This is a genomic window from Tardiphaga sp., from assembly GCF_044336785.1.
GTDB lineage: Bacteria > Pseudomonadota > Alphaproteobacteria > Rhizobiales > Xanthobacteraceae > Tardiphaga.
In genome coordinates, this window is sequence record NZ_JBIIOT010000033.1 from 30,190 (window position 1) to 48,718 (window position 18,529).

Annotated in this window: 24 protein-coding genes and 1 pseudogene; 13 read left to right on the forward strand and 12 right to left on the reverse strand. The window is 61.4% G+C overall.

Going from position 1 to position 18,529, the window contains the following annotated elements:
* The first annotated feature begins 74 nt into the window (after positions 1–74).
* Both ACIQ2A_RS11895 and ACIQ2A_RS11900 read left to right on the forward strand, forming a co-directional pair.
* Positions 75–278, forward strand: a complete 204-nt coding sequence (locus ACIQ2A_RS11895; RefSeq protein WP_398479227.1) for a DUF1127 domain-containing protein — start codon at positions 75–77, stop codon at positions 276–278.
* A 25-nt stretch (positions 279–303) separates the two neighbouring features.
* A complete protein-coding gene (locus ACIQ2A_RS11900; protein ID WP_398479229.1) occupies positions 304–918 on the forward strand; it encodes a GNAT family N-acetyltransferase in 615 nt (204 codons plus the stop codon).
* Here ACIQ2A_RS11900 and ACIQ2A_RS11905 read toward each other — a convergent pair whose 3' ends face one another.
* Positions 919–1,758, reverse strand: a complete 840-nt coding sequence (locus tag ACIQ2A_RS11905; RefSeq protein ID WP_398479231.1) for an oxidoreductase — start codon at positions 1,756–1,758, stop codon at positions 919–921.
* Between the two features lie 119 nt (positions 1,759–1,877).
* Here ACIQ2A_RS11905 and ACIQ2A_RS11910 point away from each other — a divergent pair, with 119 nt between their 5' ends.
* Positions 1,878–2,768 carry a LysR family transcriptional regulator gene (locus ACIQ2A_RS11910; protein ID WP_398479233.1) on the forward strand — a complete coding sequence of 297 codons (891 nt, stop codon included), beginning with the start codon at positions 1,878–1,880 and terminating at the stop codon, positions 2,766–2,768.
* 137 nt (positions 2,769–2,905) lie between these two features.
* Here ACIQ2A_RS11910 and ACIQ2A_RS11915 read toward each other — a convergent pair whose 3' ends face one another.
* On the reverse strand, positions 2,906–3,607 hold the full coding sequence (locus ACIQ2A_RS11915; protein ID WP_398479235.1) for an SDR family NAD(P)-dependent oxidoreductase: 702 nt from the start codon (positions 3,605–3,607) through the stop codon (positions 2,906–2,908).
* A gap of 92 nt (positions 3,608–3,699) precedes the next feature.
* Between ACIQ2A_RS11915 and ACIQ2A_RS11920 the strand changes: the two genes are divergently transcribed.
* Complete coding sequence (locus ACIQ2A_RS11920; protein WP_398479237.1) at positions 3,700–5,454, forward strand: acyl-CoA dehydrogenase family protein; 1,755 nt, start codon at positions 3,700–3,702, stop codon at positions 5,452–5,454.
* Between the two features lie 640 nt (positions 5,455–6,094).
* Here the strand turns inward: ACIQ2A_RS11920 and ACIQ2A_RS11925 are convergent.
* From ACIQ2A_RS11925 to ACIQ2A_RS11965, 9 genes and pseudogenes are all read right to left on the reverse strand, one after another.
* A pseudogene (locus ACIQ2A_RS11925) lies at positions 6,095–7,144 on the reverse strand (recombinase family protein); the annotation flags it as partial.
* Between the two features lie 203 nt (positions 7,145–7,347).
* Entirely contained in the window at positions 7,348–8,193 is an 846-nt protein-coding gene (locus ACIQ2A_RS11930) for a hypothetical protein (RefSeq protein WP_398479239.1), read from the reverse strand.
* 44 nt (positions 8,194–8,237) lie between these two features.
* Entirely contained in the window at positions 8,238–8,438 is a 201-nt protein-coding gene (locus ACIQ2A_RS11935; RefSeq protein WP_398479241.1) for a hypothetical protein, read from the reverse strand.
* Between the two features lie 210 nt (positions 8,439–8,648).
* A complete protein-coding gene (locus ACIQ2A_RS11940; RefSeq protein ID WP_398479243.1) occupies positions 8,649–8,846 on the reverse strand; it encodes a hypothetical protein in 198 nt (65 codons plus the stop codon).
* Positions 8,843–9,454 (reverse strand): hypothetical protein, encoded by a 612-nt coding sequence (locus tag ACIQ2A_RS11945; RefSeq protein ID WP_398479245.1) that lies wholly within the window; start codon positions 9,452–9,454, stop codon positions 8,843–8,845. Before ACIQ2A_RS11945 ends, ACIQ2A_RS11940 begins: the two co-directional genes overlap by 4 nt.
* On the reverse strand, positions 9,451–10,281 hold the full coding sequence (locus ACIQ2A_RS11950; protein WP_398479247.1) for a phage antirepressor KilAC domain-containing protein: 831 nt from the start codon (positions 10,279–10,281) through the stop codon (positions 9,451–9,453). Before ACIQ2A_RS11950 ends, ACIQ2A_RS11945 begins: the two co-directional genes overlap by 4 nt.
* Positions 10,281–10,556, reverse strand: coding sequence for a hypothetical protein (locus tag ACIQ2A_RS11955; RefSeq protein WP_398479249.1), 276 nt, complete (start codon positions 10,554–10,556; stop codon positions 10,281–10,283). Before ACIQ2A_RS11955 ends, ACIQ2A_RS11950 begins: the two co-directional genes overlap by 1 nt.
* A gap of 17 nt (positions 10,557–10,573) precedes the next feature.
* The gene (locus tag ACIQ2A_RS11960; RefSeq protein WP_398479251.1) at positions 10,574–10,900 is read right to left on the reverse strand and encodes a hypothetical protein; all 327 of its coding nucleotides are present in this window, start codon (positions 10,898–10,900) and stop codon (positions 10,574–10,576) included.
* 74 nt (positions 10,901–10,974) lie between these two features.
* Positions 10,975–11,625, reverse strand: coding sequence for a helix-turn-helix domain-containing protein (locus ACIQ2A_RS11965; protein WP_398479253.1), 651 nt, complete (start codon positions 11,623–11,625; stop codon positions 10,975–10,977).
* A gap of 536 nt (positions 11,626–12,161) precedes the next feature.
* On the opposite strand from ACIQ2A_RS11965, the gene ACIQ2A_RS11970 reads away from it, so the two are divergent.
* Genes ACIQ2A_RS11970 through ACIQ2A_RS11990 form a run of 5 tightly spaced genes read left to right on the forward strand, consistent with a single transcriptional unit; the run spans position 12,162 to position 15,747 of the window.
* Positions 12,162–12,764, forward strand: coding sequence for a hypothetical protein (locus ACIQ2A_RS11970; RefSeq protein WP_398479256.1), 603 nt, complete (start codon positions 12,162–12,164; stop codon positions 12,762–12,764).
* Complete coding sequence (locus tag ACIQ2A_RS11975; protein WP_398479258.1) at positions 12,761–13,108, forward strand: hypothetical protein; 348 nt, start codon at positions 12,761–12,763, stop codon at positions 13,106–13,108. Before ACIQ2A_RS11970 ends, ACIQ2A_RS11975 begins: the two co-directional genes overlap by 4 nt.
* A complete protein-coding gene (locus ACIQ2A_RS11980; protein WP_398479260.1) occupies positions 13,105–13,836 on the forward strand; it encodes a hypothetical protein in 732 nt (243 codons plus the stop codon). Before ACIQ2A_RS11975 ends, ACIQ2A_RS11980 begins: the two co-directional genes overlap by 4 nt.
* The gene (locus tag ACIQ2A_RS11985) at positions 13,802–14,578 is read left to right on the forward strand and encodes a hypothetical protein (protein WP_398479263.1); all 777 of its coding nucleotides are present in this window, start codon (positions 13,802–13,804) and stop codon (positions 14,576–14,578) included. The genes ACIQ2A_RS11980 and ACIQ2A_RS11985 overlap by 35 nt, the downstream gene beginning before the upstream one ends.
* Positions 14,575–15,747, forward strand: a complete 1,173-nt coding sequence (locus tag ACIQ2A_RS11990; RefSeq protein WP_398479265.1) for a hypothetical protein — start codon at positions 14,575–14,577, stop codon at positions 15,745–15,747. Before ACIQ2A_RS11985 ends, ACIQ2A_RS11990 begins: the two co-directional genes overlap by 4 nt.
* A 2-nt stretch (positions 15,748–15,749) precedes the next feature.
* Here the strand turns inward: ACIQ2A_RS11990 and ACIQ2A_RS11995 are convergent, their stop codons facing one another.
* Entirely contained in the window at positions 15,750–16,430 is a 681-nt protein-coding gene (locus ACIQ2A_RS11995; protein ID WP_398479267.1) for a hypothetical protein, read from the reverse strand.
* Positions 16,431–16,477: 47 nt separating this feature from the next.
* Here ACIQ2A_RS11995 and ACIQ2A_RS12000 point away from each other — a divergent pair, with 47 nt between their 5' ends.
* The 4 genes from ACIQ2A_RS12000 (at position 16,478) to ACIQ2A_RS12015 (ending at position 18,393) form a co-directional block, all read left to right on the forward strand.
* The gene (locus ACIQ2A_RS12000; protein ID WP_398479268.1) at positions 16,478–16,699 is read left to right on the forward strand and encodes a hypothetical protein; all 222 of its coding nucleotides are present in this window, start codon (positions 16,478–16,480) and stop codon (positions 16,697–16,699) included.
* Positions 16,699–16,944 (forward strand): hypothetical protein, encoded by a 246-nt coding sequence (locus tag ACIQ2A_RS12005; protein WP_398479270.1) that lies wholly within the window; start codon positions 16,699–16,701, stop codon positions 16,942–16,944. Before ACIQ2A_RS12000 ends, ACIQ2A_RS12005 begins: the two co-directional genes overlap by 1 nt.
* Positions 16,945–17,196: 252 nt before the next feature.
* Complete coding sequence (locus tag ACIQ2A_RS12010; protein ID WP_398479272.1) at positions 17,197–17,424, forward strand: hypothetical protein; 228 nt, start codon at positions 17,197–17,199, stop codon at positions 17,422–17,424.
* A 78-nt stretch (positions 17,425–17,502) separates the two neighbouring features.
* On the forward strand, positions 17,503–18,393 hold the full coding sequence (locus tag ACIQ2A_RS12015; RefSeq protein WP_398479274.1) for a hypothetical protein: 891 nt from the start codon (positions 17,503–17,505) through the stop codon (positions 18,391–18,393).
* Positions 18,394–18,529: the final 136 nt, after the last annotated feature.

The window sequence follows — 18,529 nt, forward strand, 5'->3', positions numbered from 1 at the left end:
CGCACAATGTCGTTTGTCGGGCGCGCCGTTCGGGCAGATATCTATGCGCATAGATTTAGCTTCAGGAGAGCGACATGTCTATTTACACCCATGAATCGATGACAAATCATCATGCGAATACCGCTTTGTCCGGCGTCGCCGAGACGCTCCGGGTGTGGCGCGAGCGCTATCAGCAGCGCCGCGAACTGGCGCAGTGGACCGAGCGCGATCTGCACGATCTCGGCCTCAGCTGGTCGGAAATGCTGGCAGAAGCCGACAAGCCGTTCTGGCGGGCCTGAGCACGCAGTCGCGCAGGAGGATGTCATGACGCATATCGATCTGCAAAATCTCGGGCGATATTCCGATGTCCTGCTGTCGCGTGGTGGCGAGGTGATCACCTTGCGCTTTGCCGAACTTACAGACGCTGACACGCTACAATCCTATTTTCGCGGTCTGTCTGCGCAGTCGCGCTACAATCGGCTGATGGGGGCTGCGAGCGAGCTGCCGGCAGGCCAACTCGATCGCTTCATCCATGTGGGCGAAGACGATGGCTTTTCGCTCGTCGCGACCACAAAGCGCGATGGCGTCGAGGCGATTATCGGCGAAGCCCGGTATGCGGTCGATGGAGACAGCAGCAGTCTCGAGATCGGTCTGTCCGTCGATGACACGATGCAGGGGCAGGGCATCGGCGCGGCACTGCTCGACAATCTCGAATGCCGTGCGGCAGCGCTTGGTGCCGATCGCCTGCTTGGCGATACGCTTCGCTCCAATGATGCGATGCTGGCGCTGGCGCGCAAGGCAGGATTTGCCCTTGCGCCGACACCGGGTGATTGGAAGCAGATCCGTTTCGCGAAGAAAATCTTGCTCGCGCCGCAGGATATTCCCTGCGTGAGCTGGCGACTGGCGGCGATGACCGCCAGTGCGCATGGCGTGCAGTAGTCAGGCGGGCACGTTCGCAAAGTCCGTCGAGGTGGCGAGATCGCGCCAGGCGGCGAGCTCCGTCTCCACATGGACGTGCTTGGCTTCGATGCGCGCCACCGTATCGCTGCCGAGCGGCAGGCGGGTCGGTGGAGCCTTCGCCGCCACAAGCTGCATGAAGGCTTGCGCAAGTTTGCTGGGATCGCCGGGCTGCGCATGATTGGCATCGGCGGCATGCACGCGCGTCTTGCCTCCGGTGTCGTGATAATCGTCGATCTCGATGCCGGTGCGCACGAGCGAATTGTCATCAAGGAAATCGGTGCGGAAGAAGCCGGGCTCGACCACGGTGACGTGAATGCCGAGCGGCGCGACTTCGGCACCCAATGCTTCGCTGATGCCTTCGACCGCGAACTTGGTCGAGCCATAGACACCCCAGCCCTGGAAGCCCGCATAGCCACCGATCGATGAGACATTTATGATGTGGCCCGCGCGTTGCCGGCGCATATGTGGGAGAACCGCGCGGGTGACGGAGAGCAGGCCGAACACGTTCGTTGCATAGATGCGCTCGACTTCTGCGGCGCTGGATTCCTCGATGGCGCCGAGCAGGCCGTAGCCGGCATTGTTCACCAGCACATCGATGCGGCCGAAGGTCTTCACCGCGAGGCCTGCGGCTTCGTGCGCCTGATCCTCCTTGGTGACGTCAAGACGGGTGGCAAGCAGGCGCTCGTGGCCGCCGAGGCGGGCGGTGACAGCCGCGGGATCGCGCGCAGTGGCGACCACGGCGTCGCCTTGTGCGAGGGCCTCGGCCGCAATGAGGGCGCCGAAACCGCGGGATGCTCCTGTGATGAACCAGACACGCATGATCGTCTCTCCTTGGCTGGCCCCGCGACATCGCCGGGCTGACGGGAGGGACACTAGGGTCTCGCCAGAACTGAATTAATCCACTATTAATTCCATGTCTTCATGAGCAGAATTCATCAATGAACCGGATCGGCCCGGCAGAACTGGCAACGTTTCTGGCCATCGCCCGCCATCGCAGTTTTCGCGCGGCGGCGGTAGAGCTCGGCGTGTCCGCCTCGGCGCTCAGTCATGCCTTGCGCAATATCGAGGAGCGGCTCGATCTGCGCCTGGTCAATCGCACCACGCGCAGCGTGGCGCTCACCGAGGCCGGCGAGCGATTGTTCGCGCGCGTCAGTCCGGCGTTCCAGGATATCGACGATGCGCTGGAAGACCTGAATACGTTTCGCGGCAAGCCCGCCGGCACGTTGCGTTTCAATGCGGCCAGGCAATCGGCGCAGCTGGTGCTGCTGCCCCTCGTGACGCGCTTCCAGAAGGCCTATCCGGAAATCAATGTCGAGATCGCGGTGAATGACGGGCTCGTGGATATGGTCTCCGCCGGATTCGATGCGGGCATTCGCTTCGGTGAAACGATTGCAGCGGATATGATCGCCGTGCCGATCGGCCCGCGGCAGCGCTCGGCCGTGGTGGGGACGCCAGCGTTCTTCAAAAAATACAAACAGCCGCGGACGCCGCATGAACTGAAAGACCTGCCATGCATTCGTTTCCGCTTCTGGGGTGGGGCGCTGTATCGCTGGGAATTCGAGCGCGGCGGTGTCGCATTGGAAATCGATGTCGCGGGTCCGCTGACACTGAATGATCAGGATCTGATGGTGGATGCGGCGCTGGACGGCGCCGGGCTCGCTTACGTGTTCGAGAAACAGGTCGAGGACCTGATTGCGAAGCGGAAGCTGGTGCGCGTGCTGGCGGATTGGTGCCCGGCCTATCCCGGCTTCTTCATGTATTACCCAAGCCGCCGACAATTGCCGGCAGCGCTGCGGGCGTTTGTAGATTTCGTGAAGGCGGCGAAGTAGAGCGGGATCGTAGGATGGGGTGAGCGGAGGCGCGGAGCGCCGGAGCGAAAACCCATCATTCGGTCGTTGCGGCAGATTCCGCCGATGGGTTCTCGCTGCGCTCAACCCATCCTACGGCATCGAGATACGGCATCGCGTCAGAACTTCTCCACCCACGGCCGGATTTCCAGCTCGGAGCTCCACGCACTGCGCGGCTGCTGCAGCACATGCCAATAGTTCGCTGCGATGGCGTCGGGATCGAGCAGCGAGTCCGGTTTGTCCGCAGACTCCGTGCGCACCGAACTTCGGATGCCGCCATCGATCACAAAATGCGCGACATGGATGCCCTGTGGCGCGAATTCGCGGGCGAGGGATTGGGCGAGGCCGCGCAGCGCGAATTTGCCCATGGCAAAAGGCGCCGACTGCGCAAAACCCTTGATGCTGGCAGACGCGCCGGTGAACAGGATAGCGCCATGCTTGTTCGGCAGCATCCGCTGCAATGCCTGCTGCGCGACGAGGAAGCCGCCGAAGGCGCTGACAGCGATGGATTGCGCAACGTCGCTCGGAGCCAGTTCGACGAAGGGGCCGCGGGCGCGTTGGCTGGCATTGTAGACGACGATGTCGATCTTGCCGATCTGCGCTTCGACATCCTCGAAAAGTTTTGCGACATCGTCCGCTTGCGTCGCATCACAAGCAAATGTTTTGGCGCCCGTCTCGCGGGCTAGCCCGTCAAGCTTGCCGCTGTTGCGGGCGGCAAGCGCCACGCGAATGCCTTGCTTCGACAACAGCCGCGCCAGCGATGCGCTGATGCCTTCGCCGGCGCCGACGATCAGGGCCGTTTCGTATTGCGGGATATCCATGGTCCGACGCTCCGGCTTAAGCACTTTATCCGCATGCGTTGCGGGTGCATGATGCAAATGGAAACGCTATCAGCCCATCACAAGAGGCCGCCATGAACGCCCATGCGCAAAACCAAAATCTGATCGCGCCGGATACGTCCGGGATGAATTTCTACCACGCCGATCCCGCGCTGCGCGATCTCCTGCGCATTCATCTGCCGGAAGATCTGTTCAAGCACATCCAGCCGCATCTGGAAAAACTGGGCGAACTGGTCGGTGGTCCGCTGGATGAAGCGGGGCGGATGGCCGATCGGCATGGGCCGGTGCTGCACCAGCGCGACAAGTTCGGCCAGGATGCGCAGTGGGTGGAATATCACCCGGCCTATCGCGAGCTGGAAAATGCCGCCTTTGGCCAGTTCGGCATTCACGCGCTGTCGCATCGCAAGGGCATCATGGGCTGGCCATCGACCTATCCGGTGGCGGCGAAGCACGCATTCACGTTCCTGTTCAACCAGTCTGAATTCGGCATGGGCTGCCCGATCAATGTCACCGATGGCGCGGCGAAACTGCTGTCGAAATTCGGCGACGAAGCGCTGCAGGCCAAATATCTGGACGGGCTGACGCAGACCGACATGAGCAAGCTCACGCAAGGCGGTCAGTTCATGACGGAGAAGGAAGGCGGTTCCGATGTCGGCAAGCTGACAGCGCGTGCCGTGCAGGAAGGCGATCACTGGCGGCTGTATGGCGAGAAATGGTTCTGCTCCAATGCCGATGCGAAAGTGGTGATGCTGCTGGCGCGGCCGGACGGCGCCGTCGGCGGCACCAAGGGCGTCGGCCTGTTCCTGATGCCGCGCTTCCTCGATGACGGCACGCAGAACCACTATCGGATCGTGCGTCTGAAGGACAAGCTCGGCACCCGCTCGATGGCCTCGGGCGAGATCAAGCTGGAAGGCGCGATCTGCTATGCGGTCGGCAAGCTCGATCGCGGTTTTGTGCAGATGGCGGAGATGGTGAATTCATCGCGGCTCTCGAATGGCGTGAAATCCACGGCGCTGATGCGCCGGGCCTGGCATGATGCGATCACAGTGGCCCGCAACCGCGTGGTGTTCGGCCAGCGTATCATCGACATGCCGCTGGCGCGGCGGCAGCTGATGAAGATCCTGCTGGCGACGGAGCAGGGGCTCTCCATGAGCTTTATCACCGCTGATGCACTGGATCGTGCGGAAGCCGGCAGTCAGGATGCGGCGGCGCTGCTGCGCATCCTGACGCCGGTCTTGAAATTCCGCGCGACGCGTGATGCGCGCAAGGTCTGCGGCGACGCGATGGAGATGCGCGGCGGTGTCGGCTATATCGAGGAATTCGCCACGGCACGTCTGCTGCGCGACGCCCATCTCGGCTCGATCTGGGAAGGCACCGGCAATATCGTGGCCCTGGACGCGCTGATGCGCGCTGTTGGGCGGCATGGTGCGGAAGCGGCGCTGGCCGCTGATCTGCACAATCGGCTCAACGAATCCCGGAGTGTCCCGCAGGCCTGGCGCGATCGGCTGCATGCGCTATCCGACCGGGCGATCTCGTTTGCCCGCGAGGTTGCGTCCCGCGCGGATAACGAGGGTGATGCGCGTCGTGCCACCAGTGCGCTCTATCACGTGGCGAGTGCCGTCGCGATGGCGTGGGAAGCGCATCGCATTCACTTCCAGCGCGGCGATGCCCGCCGCCTGCTGATGTCGCGCCTCGTCATCGAGCATCGTCTGCTGGCGCCGGATCCGTTTGCGGTGGTGGAGAGTGATGTGCAGAGGGCCATTGTCGCGCATCTGCTTGATGAGCGCGATGTGAGCATGGAGGAGGCGGGACGGCTGGTGACGGCGTGAGCCGTGACTGGTGGCGGAATCGGCGTTGTTCGCCAACACGACATCGAAAGCCCGCTTGGCGGCGGGCTGGGTGACATGCGGGAGATGTTGCAGGAATTTGGTAGCGGGAGCCCGCTACGGTCTTTACCCCTGACAGAGAACTTTCGGGAAACATTGGTGCTTGCAGCAGGCCCGCAAGCCTCCCTTTGACATCGAGCTCGATAGGTTGGCCGGGTTCAGTCCGCTGCACGGTGACAGTTTCGATGAGATCCCGGATCGCCATGGCGGTTTCGGAATCGCTGCCGCGCTCCGCGATCGTCGTGGCGAGACTGTCGACGGCAGCCAGATATCTCGCCTGGGCGGCCGGGTGCAGGGCGATGACGGTGACCGTCTGGGCCAGTTCTTCGATCTGCACAGCAATCCGGCGCCGGTCGACTTCCAGGCCATTGATGGCGCCCGCAAATGTTTGGACCGCCGCTGTGCTGGCAAGCATGGCCGCGGTGGCGCGCTCTATCTTACGGACAATCTCGGCGAGCTCGCGTTCAAGCCGGGCGCGGATGTTGACGCCATCGGCAGCGAGTCGCTTCCGTTCATCGTGATAGGTCTTGAGAAAAAGCTTGATCGCTGACGGGTCCACCAAATGGCGCCGCAGGCCGGACAGCAGCACGCCTTCGACGTGGTGCAGATAGTAGGTTCGGTGATTGTCGCAGGCCCTGCTCTCGTGGAAGCGGGTGCAAATGATCCGCGTGCCGCCGCGGTCGGCGCCTTTTACCGACATCCCAGCTCCGCAGGAGCCGCACCGCAAAAGACCGCTGAGCATGTGCTTCGGTTTCCGGCGATATGCGGGCTTCGCGTGGCCCCGGCCCAGCCTGATGGCTGCCGCCTGCGCAAACAGCTCAGGATCCACGATCTGGAGAGCCGGTACGTCCTGGCGATGCCACTCGGCTTCTGGGTTCGGCCGCGACACCCGCTTGCCGGTGTCGGGATCCTTGATCATGCGAACTCGGTTCCAAACGAGCCGGCCCGCATAGATCTCATTGCCGAGGATGCCATTGTGCCGGTTGTTCGAGCCGGTGAGCGTCCCGCCGCGCCAATAGGCTCCCCGCGGTGGCGCGATGTGTTCGGCGTTCAGCCGTGCCGCGATTTCGCGCGATCGGTCACCGGCGACATACTCTTCGAAAATTCTGCGGATGACCGCCGCTTCCCCGTCGTGGATCACCCATTCGCCCGGACTTCCCGGCGTCGGCCGGTAGCCATAGGCAAGACCGCCGGCGTGCTTGCCCTCGCGGATGTTGCCGGCGGCACCGCGGCGGACCTTGTGCGCGAGATCGGTGAGAAACAGCGAGCTGACGATGCCGCGAATCCCGACCTGTATGGCGTCTGCGCGGCCCTCGTGCACGGTGATGATCTCGACGCCCTGGAAACTAAGGCGCTTGAAAATCGAGGCCATATCCTCTTGGTCGCGGGAAATGCGGTCGAGCGCCTCAACGACCAGAACGTCGAAACTGCCGGCCTTGGCGGCCTCGACCATCTGGGCCAAGCCCGGACGGCCGAACACTGACGCTCCGGACCGGGCACGATCCTCAAAAGTCGCAACAACCCGGTGACCGTCGCGCTCAGCACGCTGGCGGCAAACAGCAAATTGGTCGTCGATTGACCTGTCGGACTGCAGGTCTGAGCTGTACCTGCCGTACAGCGCCGCGCGCTTCATAATCGTCTCCTGAGCCGCTCAGTGTGCGACAGAGCGGCCATCGGGCGCAAGCGGCCGCAAGTCATCCCCGGCGCGCCCGGCGACGGCCAACTCGGCTGCGTGATCTGCTCTGGCCATATCCCGCGCCATTGCCTCGATCACGCGCACAATCTCCGGCGGCAGAGCAGCGCCATCCTTATGCGACAATGACGAGGCGCGCGCCATCAACGGCGTTTCCGATAATACGGTCGGGCCGATTTGATGATGTCGCCCGTCTCGAAGTCCCTCAGCGTGTCGTAATCGTTGACGGTGTCGATGCGGACGCTTCCAAGCACCGCTGCTGCACGGGTTTTCAGGCCGCGGGGCTTGTGGATGGGCCAAGCATGACCGGGTGCCGGTGGAACGCCGAGCCGTTCGAAAACCGCGGCATCCTCCGACTTCGCGGATCGGGCATAGGCGGCGTTGCCGTAAAGCTCCTCACCGACGGTGTTGAGCTCTGCGAGCAGAAAGCAGTGATATCGGAATAGCAGGCCGTTGCCGGTAATCTTGCCGCCTACCCGGAGCGGCCCGATCTGACGAGTAGGAGCGGGCGGTGACGTGAGTTCTTCCATGAGATCGGTGAGAACGTCGAACTGATGCACGGTCATGACTTCGCCGAGCTCGACACCATGATAAAGCGCGTGCCGAGAGATGGCTTCCATCTTGAACCATATATCGCGCAGGCCTTTCGGCTTGTTGTCTAGGATAACCTCGATCACGATGCGCTGGATCGCTTCGAGCTCTTCACGGAGCTTGATGTCAAAAGGCCGACGCCGTTTGGCTTTTGCCTCCCGCTTGTCGATCGTGACACATTCGTCGATCGCGCGGCGGTGCCAGTAATTCAGCATCTGCATCGTTTGGCGCCGCAGATCGACACCGTTAAGGCCCGGCGGCGTCTTCCCATAGATCAGGTGTTTTTTTTCCCCGGAGGGAAGCACGGTGATGATCGGCGGGTTGCTATCGGCCGTGGCCACGGCGAGCGGCGGGCGGGTCTTCGTCGCGGTAGATCGCGTGCTGGACATAACGAGCATTGTTCTCTCCCGATCGGACGTGCCGATCACACCCGCTCCCGCGGTTATTGGTGGTGGATGGCGAATTGCTCCGCCGGCATCTCCAGTACGAACGCCAAGAACTCTTTCAGGCTGAACGGGCGGTCGCCTATCTGGCGGCGAAACACGACGTTCAGCGGTCGATCACTCCAGAATGCTGCGCACGCCGCTGCTTTCCGGGCCTCGATGTCGGCATTCCCGCCCTGATGGGAAGACATTGTCGTCATCGTCCCTTCTCCTGGAGGCCGTCCTTGGAGCTGTGTGCGGTGGTGCCCGACCCTGCTGCGGGTTCAGTGCGGGATCCCGCTGCTGGGGCAGGACTGCGATGGTTGCGAGGAATTGAGGTCATGATCGGTGCTCCAGCCAAATGCGCAGACCATAGAGCGCGACGCCCACTGCCAGGCTGACGCACAGCGCGAAATTTGCAGCTTCATCGGTCATTGCCCGACCTCGTCAGCGTTCAGCACATAGCGCATGGTGCGTGCGTGCTCGGTGGCGGCATCGCTATGCACAATGATGTCGGCCATCGACATGCCGGTGGCTCGTAGCGTCCGGATCACCTCGCGTTCGTCGCCGAGATCGCAGTCCGAATGCGGCAGGGCGCGTGCCATGTCCTTCATGAGTTGCGAAGTCATTGCAGTGCCTTTCCGTTCGGCGGAGAGTGGCGGATCAGCTTCTCAAGTTGGTCAGGGGGCAGATCAGACACGTGCTCGCAGCCGAGACGCGTCGATCGGGCTGCGAACGTCGCCGGCCGAATCCATGTATCCAACGTTGCGGCATCCGCCGTGTCCGGACGGTTGATCGCCCGCTGCAAACCGCCGTCAGCGGAGAAGGTATAAGTGCCAGCCGGCACGTCGATGCGGATGACGCCGTTTTCAATGTGCTCAATCTTCGTGAGCACACTCCAGCCTTCCGGTCCGTCGTGGTGGAAGATTACTTCCTCGCCGAGGTGGACCGGGTCGTTGACGCTGGGATGCTCTTCGATATAGACGATCTGCTGTGGCTCATCGGCATTCTGAAGCACGTTGCCCAGGTCCATGAACTGTTCGTAGATTTTTTGCGCGCGGTCGGCGCTGCTGTTGAACAGCTCACGAAGCTCGATTGCTGCGGCCAGGCCGCGGGCTGTTGTTTCTCCGACGAGTTCGAAGGTTAGATATCGCGGCATCTTGGCCGGCAGGACGATGGCCACTTGAAAGCCGCCTTCTTCCGCGATTGCCATTAGTTCATCAACGATGTCGCTCATGGTTTCACCTTCGTGCTGTCCGCTTCAGCGGCCATTTCGCGAAGAACGTCGGCCGGGGCGCGGCCGCGCTTGATCTCCCGTTCGTAGCGCAAGGCGCGCTTCGCGACCTCTTCCGAAAAGTTCTGCTGTATCGAGATCAGTCCTTTGCCGGTAACCAGCACTCGTGAGTAAGCGTGCTTACCGCCTTGCGGGTCGCGCCAGGTATCGGGCTCGACAATGAAATGCCCGAGATCAAGGTAGCGCTGCGCCGGCATGCTGGCTGACGTCAGTCGACCTACCCAGCGCAACCAAGCGAACAACCGCTTTTCGCCCGTGCCGACTTCCTGAGCGATGACAGCAATCTTGCGAGCGTTCACTGTCGACGAGATCGCATCGTGAAATGCCGCTTTCGGTTCCAACTCGGCGACACGTTCCTGCAGCGATACGACCTTGCTCACATTGTCGAGCAGCAGGCGTTGCAACGTCGCGGGGTCGTTCAGCATTGCGACAGGATCGATAGATGGCCGTGCTGCCAGATCCTTCTCGAGCTCTTGCCAGCGATCAACGAGGCGCGCTGTGAATTCCGGCGACAGCTGCGCTACGATGACGAAGGTGTCGCGCTTGCCGATTTGATATTCTTGGACGGTCTGGCCGAGATGATTTTTAACATCCGCCAATGGCGGAAGTTGAATGGTACCGCGATCGGCAAGGCGGACGATCGAGCGCTTCACATCGTCGTGGCGGGAACCAACGAGTTCGGCGATCTCGCGAGACGACATGGTCGGTTCGATGTCGATGGCACCATCGGAAAATCCGACAGTGGATGCGGGTAGGTGAAGCTGCGACATCACGCCTGCTCCTTGCTGAACATTTCAAGGATGGACTTCGGTGGGACGTTGCTCACGACGGCGGTACCGCCGGGTCGTTTCGCTTCGATCTCGGCGATGGCCTCGTTGCATCGGCCGATGTGGGCGCGGATCTCGGCAGCCATCTTGCGCTGCTTGGGACCGCCGACATCGAGCGTGTCGTGCAGGTGCTTCAAAAAGCCCTGGTGTCGACCAATCACATGGTGAGGGGCCTCATCGCCGTGTGGGCAGCGCGATTCCGGGAATGGCGCCGGCACTTTCTCTGCTGACCGCTTCATCGCGCCACCTCGCGGATGACGGGCTTCGACCAGCGCGGGGCGATCCAGCCGAACAACACCTGCCAAAGTGGCTCGACAGCATCGAAGAAGTCGCTGAGCACTTCGCCCTCGCGGCATTCGATAATGCGGCGCTCAATGCAGACGAAGTCGTCGTGGGGGTAGCTGAGGCGCTGGCCGACTGTGCCGACCTTAACCGCCAGGATGCCGATACGGCGCTGCTCGGTGGGCGTCAGGCGGTCCCAGGCCGCCGCGGCGTCGAAGGCCTCAACCTCGGTGAAGGTCGGCAGGCGATCTTCTGGAAGGATTGCTGACGGCTGCGACAAGGCGGCTGCTCCCGTGTGAACGGTTGCAACTTAGCGGATCGGCTAATAACGTCAAGCGGCGATTAGCGATCTCGCTAAGTTTTCGTAAGCAGCGCCTTTAATTCATCGGATAGGGTCGGCTGAAATATTGCTCTGTCGAACATGACGATGCCCGATGGGGCAAACTTCAGGTCCACCACCGGCGGGCCGGATATCCGGTTCAAAGACACTAGGCCCGGTCCCGATCCGCGGTTCAAAAATCCGACCCAGCTCTGGTCGGATTCGTCAGTTACGGCGCAAAGTTTGTCGTAGCATTGCTCAAGGTCTTTCTCGGACGATCGAAAGATTGCGTTCGATCGGACTAGGTCGCCCTTGCGAAATACCGGGTAGAGAGAATCGTCAACGACTAAAAGCCACCGCGGGGAATCGGCCAAATATGGGAAAATTGGGGAATGTGCGCTGACCGGCAGTGCCGGCTCCTCGTCGGGCCACCACCTGGGGTCGGTCGCCGACAGGTGTCCCCGGACGTAAATCATCGTGGGATTTTCGAATACTGGCTTTAGGTCTTGGGATTCGACCTGAAGCGCGGCTGCAATTTTCTCAGCCCACTCGCGGCTCAGATGGGTGTGGCCACGTTCTAGGTTAGATATCGTGACTACGTGAGCGCCTATTAGGTCAGCCAGCTGCTGCTGTGACATCCGCCGGCGCTTACGGATCTTCGCAATATTGTTCGGTTCTTCAGTCATTTAGCGATCCTACTAATCGCGCGCCTGCCGACAATTGTCGCCACGCTTAGGCGGACTTGAAATATATTAGCGAAACGGCTAAGTGTCTGATCATGACCCTTACCCCTCGCGAATGGCGTTTAGATCAAAAGCTGACCCTCGCTGCAGCCGCCCAGGCGGCTGGGGTCGGGGGGCGAAATCCCGCCCGGGCCTGGCAGCGGTGGGAAACGGGAGAGCTCGAGCCGCCTCTGAATGTCGTGAGTGCAATAGCTTCTCTCAGCCATGGGAGGGTGACGTTAGAATCGTGGAGCTGCATTCGCTCCTCTTACCTTAATGCAGGGTCCATCCCATCTGCCTCCGATAGTCCCAGCCATGCTGGCGGACCATCGCCCGATCCCAAATCTCAAATCTCGCAATCGCCTGCTGCCGCTCATGGTGTCGGCGATCGCGCTGTGACGCCGCTGCCTTCGGGCGGCTGACGTTTCGTGTTGTCCGGCCTGCGCGCTGGTCTGTTTGTGTAGTCCGCATTTGAAGTGCCCCTTGGTGGTGATGAACTGATGACCGAAGCCTACGCATCGATGTCTGGATCGGCAAAACCGGGGGGTGCGGAAACCTGCACCGTTTTTCCGGAATCCTGCACTGTTTCGCCGCTGCAGGCAGCGCTCACGGATCTCATCCGGGCCTTCAACCCTCAGAAAACATGGACGTTTGTCGCTGACCTATTCGGACTGAGAGAGCGGTCCGCAAAGCACCGCCTGTCGAATTCCGTCAACTACACGATCGAAGAACTACAGCTCTTGATCCAGGGTGAGGACGGGCTTGCTTATCTCGAAGCGCTGATGGCCGAGGCACAGCCGCGATGGTGGCTAGATCTTCGGAAGACCATCGAGCTGTCGCGGATTCGCGGCGAACAGGCGCTGCTTCAGCAACGCGCAATGGCGCTCGACAACACACCAATGGCCCGCCAGGACCGCCGCAAAATGAAAAGGGTCATCGATGCCGACCGAAATCTCAGCGCCGCCCGCGCCGAGCAAGAAACCGCCGTGGGCATTCTTCTTCAGAACAGCAACGGCCCTGTGGTTGGCGCCATGGCTCCGGCCGCGGTCAAAGGGAAAATCCAAGCCGCCGGAATGCAGCGAGCAGGGGGGCGCGGACGATGAAGGCGAAGCGTAGCAAATCGATGCGCCGTCGAGCGATTGACACCGTCGCTGTCGATCACATGCGTCGGCTGATTGACGCCGTCGCGGCGGGGCAGAACATCTACAATGCGGCGGTCGCTCTACTGGCAGATAACCGCATCGAGTATCGCGCCAACGCGGTGATGCGAGCCTGCGCTCTTCTTAAACTTCGCGGATCTTACGTATCTCTGTCACGAGCGGAGGTGGCCGCAGCCGCATTGTGCCGATGCACGGCGCCGTGGGACCGGCCGGCATGCGCAGCTTTCGATCAGGCGGAGTATCGAGCCAAAGAGCTGTTTATGATGCCAGTCGCGGGGCTGGCATGACAAAGCCACCTCCGACATTCAGCGTCAAAAACTTCAGGCAGTTCCAGCACTACAAGGACCGAACGCCGCCGTGGATCAAGCTCTACAATGATCTGCTCGACGATTACGAATTCGGGCGCTTGCCGGATGCTAGCAAATTTCACCTTGTTGCTATCTGGTTGCTAGCAAGTCGCACCGACAACAAAATCACTTACGACGCTCAGTGGGTCGCGCGCAAGATTTCCAGCACTGAGCCGGTCGATCTACAGCTGCTGCTTGACCGAGGTTTTATCCTGTTAAATCAGGAGCTACCGAGTCCGGCGCAGTATGCTAGCACGTCGCAAGCAGAACGCTTGTCCAGAGAAGAGGGACAAGTTCAGCATATAGAACAGGATATAGTTTCCGTTCCTTCGGAACGGGCGCCTGCCGCGCCGAGAGACGAACAAGCCGAATTGTTTGCACGAGGCAGGGAAGTGCTCGGCAAGAACGCTGGTGGTCAGATCGCCAGGCTGCTGAAAGCCAAGGGCGGTCTGGTGAACCTAGCCCGCGCTGCAATCGAGGCGGCAGCGTCCAAGGACAAACCCGGCGAGTACATCGCCAAAGCGATAGCCGGTGGCCAAGGCCCGCCGGCGTTCGATCGCGGCCGACCAAATGGGGGCTTCACCGAAATCCTGCTTCAGCACCAAGAGGAACAATCGAATGACAGCGTCACGATTGACCACGACGACAGCGAGTTCGCCCGGCATTGATCTCGATCTTTCGCGAGTTCTCGCGAGTGTCCGCCGCACAATGCGAGAGGGTGGCCTCCAGACGCCGTTGTCGCTGGAATTGCGCACGCGGCTGCAGCAGCGGGCCGCGGTGTTGGGCGGCAGCGCGGTGGGCGCGGCGCCGACGCAGACGAAGCTGGAGATTGCGAAGCTGACCACGGCATTCCCGTCGCTGCGCGGCACAGGCGCTGCCGACGCGCAGGCGATGGTCGCCCAATACGCCACGGCGCTGCATGGCCTTCCGATCTGGGCGATCCGCGAGGTGTGCGGGGAGATCGTCCGCGGCACAGTGCCAGGGCTAAACCCGGACTTTCCGCCGACCGCGCCGCGGGTGCGCCAGCTTGTCGATGAACGGACTACGCGCTCGGAGATCGAGGCCAAGCAGATTCGCGAAGTGCTCGAAGCACCGGTGGTGCCGAAGGACAATCCGGAGATGGCGGAGAAAACCCGCAAGGTGATCGGCGAGGGCCTGCGCAACCTGGTCGAGGTAATGCGGGAAAAGGACCGGCAGTTTGCTGGTGCGGCCGCGCCTGAGAAGCTGGCCTTCAAGCCGTTCTCGATTGCCGAATGCGCCGAGATGTACAAGCACGGTGACCGTCCCGGACTGCCGTTCCGTGACGTTACGCGTAACGATGACCGTAACGTTACAGCCGCGGACGACATCGACGTCGATATCGCCACCGAAGCCGGGCTGTCCGACTTCGAACAGCGGGTGGGGCCATGACCGGGCGTCGCCAGATCCAGCCAATCGCACTGAACGGTGTCGTTCCTGGTGGTTCGACACGGAAACTGCCAATTTTTGAGTGGCTTGATCCGCGCACGCTATGGGTCGACGGTTCGTATCAGCGTGAGAGTTCCGAGCGCAGTCTGAAACTGGTGCGCAAGATCATCAGCGAGTTCGATTGGGCGAAGTTCAAGCCGCCGGTGGGCGTGCTGGTTAACGACGGCGTGGAGCTGTTGGACGGTCAGCATTCGGCGATCGCGGCGGCGTCGCATCCGGAGATCAAGATGATTCCGGTGATGTTGCTTGATGTTGAGAAGCTTGAGGAACGTGCGTCGGCCTTCATTGCGCACAACGTCACTCGGATCAGCGTAACGAAGACGCAGCTGCATACCGCGGCGATCGCTGCCGGCGAAGAGGAAGCGCTGGCCGTCCAACGCGTCTGCGCCGAGGCTGGCGTGACCATTCTGCGCGTGCAGCCTGGGTCGGGGCGATACCCGCCGGCCACAACGATGTCGGTGACCGCGATCGCGGCGCTGATCAAGGCTCGGGGCGAAATTACTGCGGTGAAGGTGCTGTCGTGTCTGGCGCGCGGCGAGCTGGCACCGATCAATCAAACGCACGTGCGAGCTGCCGACGTCCTGCTGAATGACGCGGAATTTTGCACGCAGATCACATCGGAATCGTTGTCCGCCACCATCCAGTCTACGGGGCGCAAGATCGAGGATGAAGCCGCGGTGTTCCGGGCTGCTCACCCATCGGTATCGGCATGGAAGGCGATGGCGATCTGCTGGTTCCGAAATCGCCGCGGTTCAAAGGCTGGCGCTTCCCTACCGGTACCGGCCTCGTCCCGGAGCGCTGGGGGAGGAGCACTCAAGTCTGAGGCCTCCTCAAATGGAACCGAGAAAATTAACACGGGCGATCTGAAGACCGCCTGCGGCAAGTTGATCGAGAACATCGAGCATCGGCCGGCGAACCCGATCGCAGTGAAGCGCCAGGCGCCGCCGGTGGCCGACAACGGCAAGCGTGACGCGCGCCCCAAGCTCAACGGCTGGATGCCTGGAGTATTCCTGCTGCGATGTTCGGGCTGTGACGAAAAGTACCAAGGCGACAAGAGGTCCCGCAGCTGCGCTGACTGCGCCTATGGCTGCCAAGAGGTGGTGTCGGCATGACCTCAATAGTCGCCGTCGGGGGGCAGCCCGTAAACAAGCTGAAACCGCGTAGATTCATCCATTTCGGGAGCAAGTTCGGTGATCATCGGTCGGAGAGTCTCCGCGATTGCTTCAGCGGCTTGCCAGAGGTTGGAAGCGAGTTCGTTTACGCGATCGAATGGGAAAGGCGCTTCGTCTTGAGCGGGGTCCCAATAATAGGCTGCATCGCGGATCGAAATCAGAAAATAGCGCAAGCGTCGTATGTCGTTCCGCACGGTTCGGATCTCAGCGATGATAGGCCGCGGAAACAGATCAAGGTGGCTCCAGCTCTCATCAATTTCCGGCGGTTCTTCTATCTCGAAATCGTCGTGCGAAAAGTGTTGGCGCTCGTCAATTGGCGAGAATGTCGTCTGGGCATCAATTTCCCGGGCCCTGTCGGCAAGCAAGCGACAAGCAAAATCCATCTTAAGGAACAGTGCCAATTTCCTGCGAGCAAGTTCCTCGCGATGAAGTCGCTCGTTCAGCCTAGCTTGGGACGAGGATCCCCAATAGGCGATGCAAGCGGCGATGATAGCCAAGCAGCCGGCCATCAAAGTCTGCCATTTTTCCAGCTTGTCAAAGTTCGGCGGCCCCCACGAAACAACGTTGATCGCCACGGCCATCACGATGGTGGCCAGTATAAGCTGAATGCCGCGCTTCCCCATGCGGGCAATCTGCCGTGCAGACTTCCTGTTGTCGAGAGGGCTGCAGCATGAGGGTTAACCCCAAGGATAAGGCCGGCGATATCCCGGCCATCAAATACGACCACATCGGCAAGTTCACGCTGATGGCCTCGGCTGGCAACTACGTCATGGTGCGCCGGTCGCGCTGCTATCCAGCGATCTTCACTATGAAGGAGTGGCGAGCGCTCAGCGACACGCCGCCGATCTATGCCGCAGAGCAGGGCGAAACGTTCCACGTGGAACGTCGCTGATGCCGATGCTCGACAACGACTACCAGGACATCAGTTCGGCGCCACGCGACGGCACGGTGATCGAGGTCATGGATCCCGACTGCGGCTCTTTCGCGATGCGTTGGAATGCGGATGGCTTCAATTCGCTCGTCAGCAGGAGCGAGGGCATATGGGAGTGCCCGAGCAAGACCATGACGTGGTGCGAGGACAACGACTGTGGCCCGCGCTTTTGGCGTCCATACAAGCCGGAGAGGTACTTGCAGTGACAGAGAAACCGCTAACTGACGAGCGATGCCAGATGATGCGGGAAATCATTTTGTGCACGGCCTCCGGACTTATGGATGACGGATTCAGCCCAGTCCAGATAGCGGCGATGATGGCGGGCATCAGTGCTCGGATGCTCCACACCGCCGGCCATCCCGGCGCCATCGACGCCGTTGTCGATCAGCTTCGTAAGGCCGCGGCCGATTCCGGCCTTGTCGGCACGACAGTGAATTAGTCAGGCATAGGAGACGAGCGTGAGCGACGTAGATGGTCTTGATCTGAAGATTCAGCATCTCGATTTGAAGGAAGGCGATGTGCTCGTTGTAAGCGCAAAGCAACCGTTGCCAGAGCGCGTCTCTGAATTTCTGCGGGCCCGGCTTTCGGCTGTGGCGCCCGGACATCGCATCATGGTTCTGGATGGTGGGCTGCAACTGTCCGTGCTGACCGCGGCGCAGATCAAAGCACGCACGGAAATCGGTTGAGGGGGGACGGTAGCAAACATGAAGCAAACTGATAGCAATGCTACGCGGCCCAAGCGGCCGATCGATGTTGAGCTCGCTTTGCGCTGGATGGCGCGGGACGAATTGTCGAAGCGCGCGACATCGGCCGCGGAGAGCGTGTGGGACCGGATCGAAGACATGGGCCGTCACGGCGGCATCGATGTCGACGACAATAACGTCTCATCGCAGCGGTACGCGCACATCGGTGAACCGGATCCGGACGCGCTGACGCTGGAGCGAGCCATAGCTAAGCTGGAGCCGGTGGTGATCGATTGGGGCCAGAGCTTGGTGCCTATCGCTGGGCCGCTGGCTGGCCTCGTCTCTGTGAACGATTTCAAGCGTCACCAGCCGCGCACGCCAAAGGCCGGCTGGGGTAAGGCTGGTGACCGCGCGCTCCGTGGGTGGTTTGGGCCCGGCGGCGAGCGGCCGCAGCGCGATCGTCCTCGGGACATCATGATGATCGGCACGTTCCATCCGAAGACCTTAATCACGGTGCATGCTGCCGGCGCCAGCCGCCCGCCGCTTGACGACGAGGAACCGAAGCCGGTGCGGGTGCTATCGACCAATGGCAAGAACGCCAAGGTCGAAGGCAAATGTGAGGCGCGCGATCGGTATTCGGCGGGCTCGCATTGCCCGCTTGATTGGCTGCCATCGCCGACATCAGTGATCCTTGCTCGCGCCGATTATGTCGTTTGGTGGGAGGCGCTGAACGCGATCGCGGAGACGGTCGAGCTGGAGAAGTTTATCCTGCTGCCGCCGCGGGCAGCGGCGATGCCGTGGTTCGGAGAAACCGATGCCGTCGGCGAGATCATCCCAGCGCAGTCAGAAGCTGACATGCTGCATCTTCCCTTAAAGCCCGAGCGAGGGCGGATGCTTTCGCCTTTCCGCAGGCCGGCCAGCAGTCCTGCGCGACATCTTATGGCCAACGGAAACTGGGTGACCGGACAATGACGTATCGACCCAAGCAACCGCTGTTACTCCGGCTGGAATTCTCCTTCGAGCTGGAGCACGCCGGATATGCGCTGAAACCGATTGAGCGCAGCATCTTCCGTGATTTTTGGAAATGCTCGCATGGCAAACGCTCAAT

Coding starts and splice junctions, on each gene's coding strand:
- ACIQ2A_RS11895 (WP_398479227.1), top strand. CDS start 75: ATGTCTATTTACACCCATGAATCGATGACAAATCATCATGCGAATACC.
- ACIQ2A_RS11900 (WP_398479229.1), top strand. CDS start 304: ATGACGCATATCGATCTGCAAAATCTCGGGCGATATTCCGATGTCCTG.
- ACIQ2A_RS11905 (WP_398479231.1), bottom strand. CDS start 1,758: ATGCGTGTCTGGTTCATCACAGGAGCATCCCGCGGTTTCGGCGCCCTC.
- ACIQ2A_RS11910 (WP_398479233.1), top strand. CDS start 1,878: ATGAACCGGATCGGCCCGGCAGAACTGGCAACGTTTCTGGCCATCGCC.
- ACIQ2A_RS11915 (WP_398479235.1), bottom strand. CDS start 3,607: ATGGATATCCCGCAATACGAAACGGCCCTGATCGTCGGCGCCGGCGAA.
- ACIQ2A_RS11920 (WP_398479237.1), top strand. CDS start 3,700: ATGAACGCCCATGCGCAAAACCAAAATCTGATCGCGCCGGATACGTCC.
- ACIQ2A_RS11930 (WP_398479239.1), bottom strand. CDS start 8,193: ATGCTCGTTATGTCCAGCACGCGATCTACCGCGACGAAGACCCGCCCG.
- ACIQ2A_RS11935 (WP_398479241.1), bottom strand. CDS start 8,438: ATGACGACAATGTCTTCCCATCAGGGCGGGAATGCCGACATCGAGGCC.
- ACIQ2A_RS11940 (WP_398479243.1), bottom strand. CDS start 8,846: ATGACTTCGCAACTCATGAAGGACATGGCACGCGCCCTGCCGCATTCG.
- ACIQ2A_RS11945 (WP_398479245.1), bottom strand. CDS start 9,454: ATGAGCGACATCGTTGATGAACTAATGGCAATCGCGGAAGAAGGCGGC.
- ACIQ2A_RS11950 (WP_398479247.1), bottom strand. CDS start 10,281: ATGTCGCAGCTTCACCTACCCGCATCCACTGTCGGATTTTCCGATGGT.
- ACIQ2A_RS11965 (WP_398479253.1), bottom strand. CDS start 11,625: ATGACTGAAGAACCGAACAATATTGCGAAGATCCGTAAGCGCCGGCGG.
- ACIQ2A_RS11970 (WP_398479256.1), top strand. CDS start 12,162: ATGACCGAAGCCTACGCATCGATGTCTGGATCGGCAAAACCGGGGGGT.
- ACIQ2A_RS11975 (WP_398479258.1), top strand. CDS start 12,761: ATGAAGGCGAAGCGTAGCAAATCGATGCGCCGTCGAGCGATTGACACC.
- ACIQ2A_RS11980 (WP_398479260.1), top strand. CDS start 13,105: ATGACAAAGCCACCTCCGACATTCAGCGTCAAAAACTTCAGGCAGTTC.
- ACIQ2A_RS11990 (WP_398479265.1), top strand. CDS start 14,575: ATGACCGGGCGTCGCCAGATCCAGCCAATCGCACTGAACGGTGTCGTT.
- ACIQ2A_RS11995 (WP_398479267.1), bottom strand. CDS start 16,430: ATGGGGAAGCGCGGCATTCAGCTTATACTGGCCACCATCGTGATGGCC.
- ACIQ2A_RS12000 (WP_398479268.1), top strand. CDS start 16,478: ATGAGGGTTAACCCCAAGGATAAGGCCGGCGATATCCCGGCCATCAAA.
- ACIQ2A_RS12005 (WP_398479270.1), top strand. CDS start 16,699: ATGCCGATGCTCGACAACGACTACCAGGACATCAGTTCGGCGCCACGC.